We start from the raw sequence: 13,182 nt of genomic DNA, 5'->3' as shown, positions 1-13,182 counted from the left end.
CGTCCACGGACTCAGCCCCGACTGGGAGGCGTTGTATCCCGACCCGCCGGTCACCAAGCGACCCGAACTACCGACCTACCCCTTCCAGCACCAGCAGTACTGGCTCACCCCGACGAAGAGTACAACCGCCGTCCCGTCGCACGATCTCGAATTCTGGCGTGCCGTGGAGAACGACGATCCGGGGGAGGTGGCCTCCCTGTTGAAAATCGTGGACGACGATCGGATCGCCTCCCTGAAACCCCTGATCAAGGACCTCGCGGACTGGCGTCTCGGGAAACAGGATCACACGGCCGCGGATTGGCATTACCAGCTCACGTGGCAGCGGCTGGATCGGGAAGTGCCGCGACTGTCCGGTACCTGGCTGGTCGTCACAGCGCCAGAACAAGCCGATCTGGCCCAGGTCTCGGCGACTTCCCGCGCGATGACCGAGCATGGGGCGACGGTCGTCACCCTCGTGGTCGCCGACACCGTCTCCCGGGAGGACCTGACTCAACACGTTCAGGACGTGGTCAGGTCGCTCCCTTCGTCGACCGCCGACTCGGGCACCAGCGGCCGGTCTGACGGAGGCAGGTCGTCCGCGCTGGCGGGAGTCGTCTCCTGGCTGGCCCTGGACCGGCGCACTCATCCGGCGTTCCCCCATCTGCCGGGAGGTGTGATCGGCAATCTCAAACTCGTCCAGGCCCTGGAGGGGCTCGACGTCCCCCTGTGGGTCCTGACGCAGAACGCGGTGGTCACCGATCCTGATCAACCGCTGGACGACCCGATCCACGCCCTCTCCTGGGGCCTGCACCTTGTGGCACGCCAGGAGAACCCGCACGGCTGGGGAGGGCTGATCGACCTGGCCGAGCACGTCGGAGATGAGGTCGGCACCCAGATCTGCCAGGCCCTTGGTGGCGCCGTCGACGACGAATTCGCCGTCCGGTCGAGAGGCCTGCTGCGCCGCCGGCTGACTCGTAGTGCCGTGTCCCGATCCTCCGCGTACGCCTGGCCGTCCGACGGTACGGTGCTCATCACCGGCGGCACCGGGGAAGTAGGGAAATCGCTAACCAAGAGGATCGTGCACAACGGCGCCAGACACTTGCTCCTGCTGAGCCGCAGTGGGCCGGAAGCGCTGGGCACCGCGCAGTTGGTCGAGGATGTGCGTGCACTGGGCGCGGAGATCCAGATCGTCGCCTGCGACATCGCTGATCGTTCCGCTCTGGCGGAGGTACTCGCCGACATCGACCCCAGTCGGCCGCTGCGGACGGTCATCCACATGGCCGGTACGTTCGACGGCGCCTCGCTGTCCGACCTCACAGAAGAACGCCTGGAGAACGCTCTGCGCTCGAAGGTCGACGGCGCGCTCAACCTGCATGAGCTGACGAAATCCCTTGATCTCTCAGAGTTCATCCTGTTCTCGTCGACGGCCGTCCTCCTGGGAGGAAAGGGGTTCGCGAGTTACGCCGCGGCGAACGCCTTCCTGGATTACCTGGCACATCAGCGGCGTGCTGAAGGGCTTCCCGCCCACTCGATCGCCTGGGGGATCTGGGAGGGCAGGGACCACACATTCCCTCATCACGGCCTGAGAAGAATGCGGACGCAGCGGGCTCTGTCCGGGCTTGAGGAGGTGCTGACCGAGGACCGGCCGAACGCTGTCGTCGCCAGCTTCGACTGGGGGAACTTCTATCCGCTCTACACCGCCTATCGTCCGTGCTCCGTGTTCGATGAGATCCCGGAAGTCGCGCGAATCCGCCAGGCTCCTGTCCTCTCGTCCGGATCTGGATCCGGATCCGGCGACGCTTTGGCGGCGCTATTGGCGGAGCTTCCCCCGGAGCGACAGCGCCCCCATCTCCTGCACGTCGTCCAAACCACCGTCGCCACCGTGCTCGGTCACAGTGACTCCGACGGAATTCCGCTCGAACACTCCTTCAAGGATCTCGGCCTGGACTCTCTGACCGCTCTCGAACTTCGTAAGCACCTCAAGCAGGTCACCAGCCTGGAGCTGCCGGCCACCCTCATCTACGACTATCCGACCTCGCAGGCCCTCGCCGCCTACATTCACCAGGAGCTCTGCCCGGACGAGAGCGGCAAGGACGCCGGCCCGATCCTCTCGCTTCTGCGGCAGGCGATGTCACTCGACAAGCCTGAGCACGGGGCTGATCTGCTGCTGACCGCGTCGCGGCTCCGCCCGTCATTCGACGATCTCTCCGCCGTGGCGCGACCACCGCTCTCGGCTTCCCTGTCGCAGGGGCCTGTGCGGCCGGCGCTGGTGTGCCTCTCGTCGGCGGAGTCCGAATATCTCAAATTCGCGAGAGCGCTCGAAGGAATTCGCGACGTCTCCGCGATCACCCTGCCCGGGTTCTCCGGCGGTGAACTTCCCGCAAACGTGACGGTCATGGCCGAAAGTGTGATCAAGGCACTTCCGGAGTCCCTCCACGGGGAGCCGGTCGTACTGGTCGGCAACTCACTGACGTGTCTTCCGGTGTGCGCGACGGCACTCGCACTGGAACAACTGAACTCGCCACTCGCGGGTGTCGTGCTGATCGATCCCATTGGGAACGCCGCGAACGGACACAGGGACGAACTTTCCCTCCTTCTGCGGAGACTGGCGGGCATGCAGGGGCCCGACGTCCCTTCCGACGAGCGACTGACCGCGACCGCCTGGTACAGCGAGCTCTTCCACCGCTGGGAACCCACGGAGATCGAAACCCCGATCCTCCTTGTCCAGCCAGGCCACGCACAACCTGTCTTGCGGTGCCCGATCGCGTCCACGGAAGCCCCGAAAGTGGTGACCGTTCCGGCCGAGACCGACGTACTCGAAGAACACTCCGCGCTCATCGGCCTGACCGTGAGCAACTGGCTCATGGATCTGGCGCGGAGCACATCCAATCAAACAGGGGGGAACATTGCTCTGGGATAGCACCTTCATCCGCGGCACAGGGACTTTCCTGCCGCCCCGGGTGAGCGTCGAAGACGTGCTGAGCGGCAGCGCCATCAGTGCCAGTCCGGCCAGTCTCAAGTTGTCCGACTGGGCGTCCCTCACCATTTCGCGCGACTATTCGGCGGCGGAGATGGCGGGGATGGCGGCAGTCGACGCCTTGAAGAATTCGGGATGCCACGCCGGTGACATCGGGTCGCTCGTCTACGCCTTTTTGGATGATCAGGAGCATTTCGCGCCTGTCTGTCACGTGCAGCGGGTCCTCGGTGTGCCCGATGCGCTGGCGTTCGAACTGGGAGCGGCGAGCAACGGAGGAGCGACAGGCATCGTCGTCGCGGCGGGCCTGCTGAGATCCGACCCGTCCGCCGGCGCCGCGATGGTCACCGCGGCCGGCCGTTACCAGGCGGGCAGGTTGGCGCGATGGCAGGAATCGCTGGGCATCTTCCTGTCGGACGGTGCCGCCGCGGCGGTGCTGTCCCGCGAGGGCGGCCATGCCCGGCTGATATCCAGTTCTCACACCTCCGCGTCCGAGCTCGAATCGCTCGTCGCGGTCCGGGAGGATCTGGGCGACGGGAACATCATGCTGGCCCAGAAGACCGGCCTCGGGCCCTACCTCCCCATCATCCGAGATGCCGGCGTCAGAACGGTGAAGCAGGTGCTGGAGGAGTCGGGAGTCGCGTTGCCGGAGGTGGCGAAGGTCGCGGTGACCGGGGTCGGCCTCGCTCAGCTCTCCGCTCTGATCCTGGAACCCCTGGGCATCGCGGAGAGCCGTACCACATGGTCGTTCCTACGAGAGGTCGGCCATGTCGGCCCCTCTGACGCGCTCCAGGGCATCGATCATCTTCTCCGCGGTGGAGAACTGCGAGGGGGGGAGAAGATCCTCGTCATCGGCATGGGAATAGGCTTCCGATTCACCACCCTGCTCCTCGAAGTCTGTGACCAGCCCGCTTTGAACTAGTCCAGAGCCGCCGACGGCGCCGTCTACGAGCGTGGATCCTCCTGGATCCGCGAGGGGCCGGCGCCCCGTACCTTCGCCGCCCGGTGAGGCATGGTGATTCGCCGGATCCCGGGAGAAGCCCCCGGGCGGGAATGGGGCCCCTGTCAAGCCCATTCCCGCCCGTGAGGTATACCCCAACCGTCAGCCGGCGAGAGCCTTGGTGATGATTTCGCCGATCCGCTCGACGGTGGTGAAATCTCCGGCGGAGACCCGGTTCTTGGTCAGGGCGAAGGCCACTCCCGTGGCGGTGTCGGCGTACGCGGCCGTCCCGCCGCTGCCCGACATCCCGAACACCGTCGGCACCGTGGACGCGTTCAGCGAGGGAAAGCCGATGTTGTACCCCAGCGCCCTGGTGCTCGGGAACCCGGCGACCTCGTCCAACCCGGACATCGCCACCGCGGTGATCTCGCGCAGCCGCTCCGGCGAGACCAGCCGGACCCCGTCGACCTCGCCGAGCAGCGCGGCGTACATGCGCGCCACGGCGCGGGCGGACATGGTGCCCCCGGCGGGAATGTCGGACATCAACACGTCGGCACGGTTGCCGAAGGCCGCATCGGGGAGCGCCGCCATCGGCGCGGCAGTGTACCCGTGCACGACCCTGAAGAAGGGGATGCCTTCGAGCGTCTCCGGGGTCATCTCGAAGTCGCTCGCCGGCTCGTCCAGCCGGGCCAGCCCGCCGAGCCGGGACTTCGGCACGCCGAAGAACAGCTCGTCGGCGACCCCCAGCGGGCCCGCGACCTCCTCCCGCAGCACCTGCGAGATCGGCGTCCCGGTCGCCCGGCGGACGATCTCACCGACGATGTAGCCGAACGACTGGGCGTGATACCCCGTCTTGGTGCCCGGCTCCCACCACGGCTCGGCGTCGGCGACCGCCGCGCACATCTTCTCCCAGTCGCACAGGTCCTCAGGGGTGGTGGCGGCCGGCAGGCCGGGGACGCCGGTCGAGTGGGTGAGCGCGTGCCGTACGGTCGCGGCCTGCTTGCCGTGGGCGCCGAACTCCGGCCACAGCTCGGCGATCGGGGTGTCGTACCCGAGGACGCCCCGCTCGGCCAGCACGTGCACGACGGTCGCGGTCACCCCCTTGCCGGTCGAGGTGGAGTAGACGGGGGTGCCGGAGGTGAACGGGCGTCCGGTGGCCGGATCGGCGGTGCCGGCGACGGCGTCCACCACCAGTTCGCCCTCCCAGTACACGGCCACCTGCACGCCCGTCTCGGCGCCGGACTCGACGAGCTGGTCGATCGCGACCTGAACCTGCTTCTGGACATCACTCATGATCGTTTCCTTTTCCCCGCTTGTGACACGTCTGGTCGTTGAGACGGTGGGAGGGCCCGGAAGGAATCGCGACGGGCTCCCGATCCGGCCACGCTCGACGGCGACGATCGCGACGATCGCGTCCCGCCACTCGGCCTCGTCGTAGACCCGCGCCCGGCCGGGGCGACCACGACCGTACGGAGCGCGAACGACGGGGGGATCCGCCTGCCGAGGAAGGACGGCAGGCGGCCGTCGTCGTCCATCACAGCTCCGGCGGCAGGCCGAACACCGGGAAATACTGCTCACCGAAGGTCGTGATCTCGGCGACCAGGCCGCCCTCGACCCGCAGGACGCCGAGCCAGGAAGGCCGGTACGCGCTGTCGCCCGCCTTGCGGAGGTACGCCGCGGCCGCCGGCTGCCGGTTCGCCCAGGTGGGCAGGACACGCCAGTCACCCCACGCCTCGGGCCCGACCATGGCAGGCGTCCACGCCTCGACGATGGCCTTGCCGCCCCTGATCCAGATCGGCTGCGGAGGCATCGTCTGCCAGGCGTCGTCGCGCAGCACCCCGGCCAGGATGGCGGGATCGCCCTGCTCGACGGCGTCGATGTAGCGCTGCAGCACCGCGCGCTCCTCCCGCGTCGGATCCTTGGACGGCGTCCACTCCGACCGCCGCGGAGGCAGGTGCTCCTTCAGCGCAGGGCGTGCCCGTTGCAGCGCGCTCTTCACCGCGGTGACGCTGGTCGAAAGGAGCTCGGCGGTCTCCTTGGCCGGCCAGCCGAGCACGTCGCGGAGGATCAGCACCGCCCGTTGCCTGGCCGGCAGGTGCTGGATCGCGGCCAGGAACGCCAGCTCGATCGTCTCCTTGGCGACGACGGTGGAGTCCGGCTCGGCGTCCCTGCCGGCGACGGGTTCCAGCAGCCGGTCCGGGTATGGCTGGAGCCACATCACCTCGGTCGGGGGCGGCGCCGGCGCGCCGGGATCCGCCAGGACCGGGTCCTGCCGGGCCCGCGGGCTGCGAGGGTTGCGGTCGAGGAAGTCCAGGCACGCGTTCGTCGCGATCCGGTACAGCCACGCCCGGAACGTCGAACGGCCCTCGAAGGTCTCGCGCCTGCGCCAGGCGCGCAGGAACGTCTCCTGCACCAGGTCCTCCGCGTCCTCGAACGAGCCGAGCATCCGGTAGCAGTGGATCTGCAACTCCCGCCGGTAGCCGTCGGTGAGCGCGCCGAACGCCGCCTCGCCACCCGCCCGCGCGGCGGCCACGACCTGGGTCTCCTCGGCCTTCCCCACCATTCACCCCTCCGCCCTCATACGGCGCCCCGCTGGACGCGCCCCACTGACATGTGACGACGGGCACCAAGAAAAGGAATCGCTCGAACGACCTCCTCTTAACGACGTTCTTCGAACTTCGAGCCGAACGCATCCCAGCCCGACCCGCATAAGAGCGGCCTCACCTGTACGGCCTCACCGGCCGAAGCGGCGGCGGGCGGCCCGGGTGAGCGCGTCCCCGGCCTCGGCTCCGAGCCGGCGCACCAGCTCGCCCGCCGGCGTCTCCTCGGCGAACCGGAACCCCTGACCCGCCCACAGGTTGATCGCGCCCGCGTCACCCGCCTTCCTGGCCGCCGCCCGCAGCGGGGCGGTCAGATGGTGAACCTGCGGGTAGGCCGAGGGAGCCTCATCGGTGTGCTCCTCGAGGAAGCGATTGACCAGCCCCCGGGCCCGCCGGCCGGTGAACGCGCGGGTGAGCGCCGTGCGGTCGTACGACGTCAGCGCCTCGCGGTGCGGGACGCTCGTACCGGCCTCCGGCGTGCGCAGGAAAGCGGTCCCGAGCTGCGCGGCGACGGCTCCGGCCGCCAGCACCGCCGCGATCCCCGCCCCGTCGGCGATGCCACCGGCGGCCACCACGGGGAGTGGTGTGAGCCTCAGTGCCAGCCGGAGCAGCACCAGCAGCCCGTAATCGCCCGCGTCGTCGGTGAACCCGCCCCGATGGCCGCCCGCCTCGATGCCCTGGGCCACGAGCGCGTCGGCTCCGGCCTCGTGCGCGGCGACCGCCTCGTCCGGGGTGGTGACCGTCACCACGACGTACGCCCCTTCCCGGCGCACCTCCTCGATGACCTCTCGCGAGGGGAGCCCGAAGGTGAACGACACCACCGGCACGCGCTCCTCGGTCACGACGGCCAGCCTGCCCCACCACGCGCCGTCGTCATCCGCGGGCGTGCCCAGCGGGACGCCGTACCGCTCGGCCTCCCCGCGCAGCCGCGCCGCGTACGCGTCGACGGCGGCGGGGTCGGCCCGCTCGGAGGAGGGCACGAACAGGTTGACGCCGAACGGCGCGTCGGTCCGCGCCCGTACGGCCCGGATGCCGGCGCGCAGCGACTCGGCCGGGTCGTAGCCGGCGGCGAGGAACCCGAGCCCGCCCGCGGCCGACACCGCCGCGGCCAGCTCCGGGGTCGACGGGCCGCCCGCCATCGGCGCCTGGACGATCGGGTATGGCAGAGCCTCGAATTCCATCCACCCACCCTAACGACCGCCGGACGGCCGGCTCGGAGAGGTGGTTCGTCAGCCCTCCTGTTGCCGCATCCGGCGCATGCGGTTCACCTCGGCCGTCTGGGAGACCGACACGTCCTGCGCCAGCTCCTGCACCATGATGTGGGAGCCCTTCTCCAGCTCGTCGGCGGCCATGGAGATGGCGCCCAGGTGGTGGGCGATCATCAGCTGGAGGTACAGGCGGTCGAAGCCGGTCCCGTCGGACGCCCGCAGGGCCGCCATCTGCTCCGGGGTCGCCATGCCGGGCATGGTGTGATGCGCGGCGTGGTGCTCGGGGACGCGCTGCCCCTGCTGGCGCAGCCACCGGATCATCGCGTTGATCTCGGGTCCCTGCGTGTCGGCGATGCGCGTGGCCATGCGCTTCACGTCATCGGAGGCGGCCCGGGTCGCGGCTCCTGCGCTCAGGTCGAGGGCCTGGCGGTGGTGGACGATCATGTCCTGCATGAACACCACGTCCGCCGCGTTGGCGGCGGGGGAGGGCACCGCGGTGACCGCCTCGGCGGGGCTGAGCGTCCTCGCCGCCTCTCCGGGTCTGCCCGGGGCGAGGACGGGGGCGGTGGACCGGGCCGACGGGGTGGCGGGGTCGCTCGCGCAGCCTGCCAGGGCGAGCGCGGCCGTACCGATGACGATGAGGAGCGCGCCGCGCACCCGACCTCCCTGAGCATCACTTGCCGTGCGCGTGCACCCTAACTCAATGGCGATATATCCGTAAATAGATCATGTCGGAAGGTTTTGCTGACAGCTTGCCCTATGGCTAACTCACCCTGTCTGGGAGAAAATCTGCCCGTCTATGTTCTCCTGTGGCAGAAAGTACCAAGGAGGGTTCCTGAGTGTTGTCCATCCCCCGCAGGGGCGGCCTGGCGGGCCGGTTCCTCGTCCTGGTGGGTACGGCCGCGGCGTTGACGCTGTCGGCGATACCCGCTCAGGCAGCGGACATCCCGGGCACCGACCAGGTCGTGACGAGCCCGAACGTCCAGCATGTGACGAACGTGCCGAAGCCCGCGAGCATCGCTGCCACCATCAACACCGACATCGCCTTCCAGGGCAACTATGCCTATGTCGGTAACTATGGCGGCTTCTCCATCTATGACATCAAGAATCCGAAGAAGACGGCCGTGGTGAGTTCAGTGGTCTGCCCCGGTTCGCAGATGGACCTGTCCGTCTACGGCGACCTGCTGTTCGCCTCCGTCGACTCCTCCAGGAACAACGATTCCTGCTCCAGCACGCCGCAGCCCGCGACGCAGAAGGAGTCCTGGGAGGGCATCCGCATCTTCGACGTGAGCGACAAGGCGAACCCCAGGTACATCAAGTCGGTCGAGACCAACTGCGGCTCCCACACCCACACGCTGCTCCCCGACAAGAGGCACGGCAACGTCTACCTGTACGTCTCCTCCTACCTCCCGAACGCGGCCTACCCCGACTGCCAGCCGCCCCACGACAAGATATCGATCGTGAAGGTGCCGCTCCGCGACCCGGCCGCGGCCGCCGTCGTGGCAACCCCGGTCGTGTTCCCCGACGGCGGCAACGAGACCCAGCCGAACCTGCTGCTGCCGACCAGCGGCTGTCACGACATCACCGTGTACGCGGAGAAGGGCATCGCGGCCGGCGCCTGCATGGGTGACGGCGTGCTGTTCGACATCAGGAACCCCGAGGCCCCGAAGGTGACGGCCAGGGTCACCGACCCGAACTTCGCCTTCTGGCACTCGGCCACGTTCAACAACGCCGGCACGAAGGTCGTCTTCACCGACGAGCTCGGCGGCGGCGGCGCGGCCACGTGCAACGAGGCCACCGGCCCCAACCGGGGCGCCGACGCGATCTACGACATCGTGAACGGCCATCTGGTGTTCAAGAACTACTACAAGATCCCCCGCTACCAGGCGGACTCGGAGAACTGTGTCGCCCACAACGGCTCGCTGATCCCGGTCAAGGGCCGCGACATCATGGTCCAGGCCTGGTACCAGGGTGGCGCGTCGATCTGGGACTTCACCGACTCGGCTCACCCCGCGGAGATCGGCTACTTCGAGCGCGGTCCGGCCGCCGAGGGCTCGGGCGGTTTCTGGTCCGCGTACTACTACAACGGCTACATCTACGCGAGCGACTTCAACAGGGGCTTCGACGTCATCAAGATCAACGACAGGCGCACCGACCCGGCCGCCAGGGTCCGCGTCGACCGCCTCAACGCCCAGACCCAGGGTTCGTACCGCGACCGCGGCCACGACGACTGGATCTGGAGCGAGGAGGACTGACGACGGCCACGGCGACCGGCGAGGCTGACGGCGGCCTGAGCGGGGGAGTGTTCCCCGCGCGCTGACGGATCGACGGCAGGGGCGGCCTTCTCCCACCGCCCCTGCCGTCCTTCGCTTTCTCAGGGAGCCCATCTGGCCGGGCGAGGTCGCCCGGCGGGTGTTTCCACCGTGTAAACGTTTGCCGGCAGCCGTTGCGCGAGGACGGCCGCCTACCGATAGGGTTCATGCGGTTGGGTGTTACCGTTGGTAACGTCCCGCTGGAGTGGGACTTCCCCAGGTACGGCTCCGGACCCCTTGAGGAGTGATCGAGATGGCGGAGAGCTCTGGTGGCTTCTGCCCGGAGGTCGGCGACGACATCCGCGAGGTACGCGACTGGGTGCACGAGTTCGCCGCGACGGTGATCCGCCCCGCCGGCGCAGAATGGGACGAGCGCGAGGAGACCCCGTGGCCCGTCATCCAGGAGGCCGCCAAGATCGGACTGTACTCGCTCGACTTCTTCGCCCAGCAGTGGTTCGACGAGAGCGGCCTCGGCATTCCGGTGGCGTTCGAGGAGCTCTTCTGGGGTGACGCCGGCATCGGCCTGTCCATCGTCGGAACCGGCCTGGCCGCCGCCGCGCTGTCGTCCAACGGCACGCCCGAGCAGATGGGCGAGTGGCTCCCGCAGATGTTCGGAACCGCCGACGACGTCAAGCTCGGCGCCTTCTGCGCCTCCGAGCCCGACGCGGGCTCCGACATCGGCTCCATCCGCACCAGGGCCGAGTACGACGCGGTCAAGGACGAGTGGGTGCTCAACGGCGTCAAGACGTGGGCGACCAACGGGGGCATCGCCAACGTGCACGTCGTCGTCGCGTCCGTCGACCCCGCGCTCCGCGCACGGGGCCAGGCGTCCTTCGTCGTCCCGCCGGGCACGCTGGGGCTCTCGCAGGGGCAGAAGTTCAAGAAGCACGGCATCCGCGCCTCCCACACCGCCGAGGTCGTCCTCGACGACGTCAGGGTGCCGGGTCGCTGCCTGCTCGGCGGCAAGGAGAAGCTGGACGCCCGCCTCGCCCGGGTACGCGAGGGCGGCAAGAGCGGCGAGCAGGCCGCCATGCGCACCTTCGAGGCCACCCGGCCGACCGTCGCCGCCATGGCGGTGGGCATCGCGCGCGCGGCCTACGAGTACGCGCGCGACTACGCCCGCGAGCGGGAGCAGTTCGGCCGCAGGATCGGCGAGAACCAGGCCATCGCCTTCCTGCTGGCGGACATGGCGACCAGGGTCGACATCGCCCGGCTGATGACCTGGCGGGCCGCCTGGATGGCCCGCAAGGGACGCCCGTTCGGCCAGGCCGAGGGCTCGATGTCGAAGCTGGTGGCGGGGGAGACGGCGGTGTGGGTGACCGAGCAGGCCATCCAGATCCTCGGCGGCGCCGGCTACACCCGCGATCACCCCGTCGAACGCTTCCACCGCGACGCCAAGATCTACACCATCTTCGAGGGCACCAGCGAAATCCAGAGATTGCTGATCAGCCGTGCGGTCACCGGCCTGCCTGTTCAGTGATCTCTTTGCAGGTCAAAGCATGGTGCTCCCGTGTTGTGAGAAACACGCACCTGGGTTATTGGGGCGCTTCACGATCATGCTCATGGTTCAGTTCTGTCTCAGTTCTGCCCAGTGAGGAGCGGGGTCGGCGCATGTGCTTGCATGCCTTGCATGCTCTGTCATGTGAAGTGGTCAGCATGTGGGCGTGGACACGAAGAGTGAGCGCCGGGTCGGCATGCCCGAGGTATTCGGACAACTCCTTGATCGTCACTTCGGCCGCAAGGGTGATGCTCGCGTAGTAGTGGCGAAGCCGATGGGTCCCCTGCTGCCGGGTCGTGGCGTATCTTCTCCGGCCACGCGCGTCCTTGGTTGGTTCGGCAATGACGCCGACCCTGCACCTACCACCCTGGCGTCCACTCGAGTACTGAACTGTAGCAACGTCTGACCTCACAGTCGCGAATGCCCCGTCCTCCTCCGGCGCATTCCAGGGGTCGTTGCAACAGGATTGTCGGCTCGATCACGAGCCTAGCGCGACGCTCGGCTGGGGCATCCCAGCCGAGCGTCGCGGACGGGTGAAGGCAGGCAGCGCGTATATCCCGTTGACTCGTCAGGAACTGGCTGCTGGCATGGGCGTCGTGGAGATCGCTGACATGACCGAGGTACACGCGGCGGACATCGTGACATGGCGTTACCCTCCGCCGTACGACTGCTACGACCTTGCAGGCATGGAACCGGCATTCTTCACGAACCCTGCCAATGGGTACGTTTCCCTGGTGGATGAGGGGCGACTCATCGGCTTTCGCGTATTCGGTGTTGACGGCCAGGTGCCGGGTGGCGTGTATGACGAGTCCGCACTCGACACAGGCGGGGGCCTGCGTCCCGAATGGACAGGCCGCGGACTCGGTAGGCAGGCGATCGCAACCGGCCTGGAGTATGGTGCCGCGCGATTTCAGCCAGCGGTCTTTCGGGTGACCGTGGCCAGCTTCAATATTCGTGCTCAGCGAGTCCTTCAGGGACTGGGCTTCGTGCCCACGCAGAGGTTCAGCGCCACAACGGACGGCCGCAGCTTTGTCATCATGACCCGTCCAACAGTCCGCTGGTGTACACCACCCGGGTTCAACGGCTCCTGGACTTCGACCAGCCCATCGCGTTGATGCTAGTGGCCGTTCTGCACTTCGTGGAGAAGCAGGACGAGCCGTACAACATCGTGGACTCGTTGGTCGGGGCTCTGGCCCCCGGTTCGCTGGTCGTGATCTCGCATGCCTTGGACGATGAGTCGCTGCGTCCCGGCGCAAGGACGTATCAGCGGGCGACCTCCAGGGCGGTGCTTCGTACCGCTACGGAGGTTGGCGCGTTCTTTAAGGGGCTCGACGTGGTGGACCCGGGGCTCGTTGCCCCGAATGACTGGCGGCCTGAGCAGGCGGACCTGGTGGCGCCGCTGGACCGTGTGCCGGTCCTGTGTGGCATAGGCCGTAAACCGTGACCGGCGACGATCCGGCGATGGTCGCCGGGACACAGCTATGCCTTGCCCTGAAGGCCCATGGCATAAGCGCCCACTTCAACGGGGGACACGGGTGGGCGGTGGTGTCGGTGTGTCGTGGCTTGGTAGTGCGCACTGTCGCCGGCCAGGCTTATGGGACCACCGAGGGTGGTTTTCTGCCACGAGCATGGGACCACCCGGTTGCCAGTGATGGGACCACCCCGCGTGTC

At 68.2% G+C, this 13,182-nt stretch carries 10 protein-coding genes; 6 read left to right on the top strand and 4 right to left on the bottom strand.

Translation table 11 applies throughout. The features are described 5' to 3' along the window. Positions 1–2,899 (top strand): SDR family NAD(P)-dependent oxidoreductase (locus ACGFIV_RS35970; RefSeq protein ID WP_392839527.1); only part of this gene is annotated, 2,899 nt, incomplete at its 5' end. A gap of 40 nt (positions 2,900–2,939) precedes the next feature. Next, positions 2,940–3,875 (top strand): ketoacyl-ACP synthase III family protein, encoded by a 936-nt coding sequence (locus ACGFIV_RS35965; RefSeq protein ID WP_392839525.1) that lies wholly within the window; start codon positions 2,940–2,942, stop codon positions 3,873–3,875. 180 nt (positions 3,876–4,055) lie between these two features. Here the strand turns inward: ACGFIV_RS35965 and ACGFIV_RS35960 are convergent, their stop codons facing one another. The 4 genes from ACGFIV_RS35960 to ACGFIV_RS35945 all read right to left on the bottom strand — a co-directional run bounded on the left by ACGFIV_RS35960 (position 4,056) and on the right by ACGFIV_RS35945 (position 8,358). Next, the gene (locus ACGFIV_RS35960) at positions 4,056–5,186 is read right to left on the bottom strand and encodes a serine hydrolase domain-containing protein (protein WP_392839523.1); all 1,131 of its coding nucleotides are present in this window, start codon (positions 5,184–5,186) and stop codon (positions 4,056–4,058) included. 241 nt (positions 5,187–5,427) lie between these two features. Beyond that, positions 5,428–6,456, bottom strand: a complete 1,029-nt coding sequence (locus ACGFIV_RS35955; RefSeq protein ID WP_392839521.1) for an RNA polymerase subunit sigma-70 — start codon at positions 6,454–6,456, stop codon at positions 5,428–5,430. Positions 6,457–6,627: 171 nt separating this feature from the next. Continuing rightward, a complete protein-coding gene (locus tag ACGFIV_RS35950) occupies positions 6,628–7,674 on the bottom strand; it encodes a nitronate monooxygenase (protein WP_358561042.1) in 1,047 nt (348 codons plus the stop codon). A gap of 48 nt (positions 7,675–7,722) precedes the next feature. Next, positions 7,723–8,358 (bottom strand): DUF305 domain-containing protein, encoded by a 636-nt coding sequence (locus tag ACGFIV_RS35945; RefSeq protein ID WP_358561039.1) that lies wholly within the window; start codon positions 8,356–8,358, stop codon positions 7,723–7,725. Between the two features lie 185 nt (positions 8,359–8,543). Here ACGFIV_RS35945 and ACGFIV_RS35940 point away from each other — a divergent pair, with 185 nt between their 5' ends. From ACGFIV_RS35940 to ACGFIV_RS35925, 4 genes are all read left to right on the top strand, one after another. After that, complete coding sequence (locus ACGFIV_RS35940; RefSeq protein ID WP_392839529.1) at positions 8,544–9,956, top strand: LVIVD repeat-containing protein; 1,413 nt, start codon at positions 8,544–8,546, stop codon at positions 9,954–9,956. A gap of 310 nt (positions 9,957–10,266) precedes the next feature. After that, entirely contained in the window at positions 10,267–11,493 is a 1,227-nt protein-coding gene (locus tag ACGFIV_RS35935) for an acyl-CoA dehydrogenase family protein (protein ID WP_392839518.1), read from the top strand. A 551-nt stretch (positions 11,494–12,044) separates the two neighbouring features. Next, complete coding sequence (locus ACGFIV_RS35930) at positions 12,045–12,626, top strand: GNAT family N-acetyltransferase (RefSeq protein ID WP_392839516.1); 582 nt, start codon at positions 12,045–12,047, stop codon at positions 12,624–12,626. Beyond that, on the top strand, positions 12,572–12,955 hold the full coding sequence (locus ACGFIV_RS35925) for an SAM-dependent methyltransferase (protein ID WP_392839514.1): 384 nt from the start codon (positions 12,572–12,574) through the stop codon (positions 12,953–12,955). Before ACGFIV_RS35930 ends, ACGFIV_RS35925 begins: the two co-directional genes overlap by 55 nt. Positions 12,956–13,182: the final 227 nt, after the last annotated feature.

It is taken from the genome of Sphaerisporangium sp. NPDC049003 (genome assembly GCF_043197795.1).
Classification (GTDB): Bacteria; Actinomycetota; Actinomycetes; order Streptosporangiales; family Streptosporangiaceae; genus Sphaerisporangium.
Note: the sequence above shows the minus strand (reverse complement) of the source record. Positions and strands in the feature narration are given on the sequence as shown.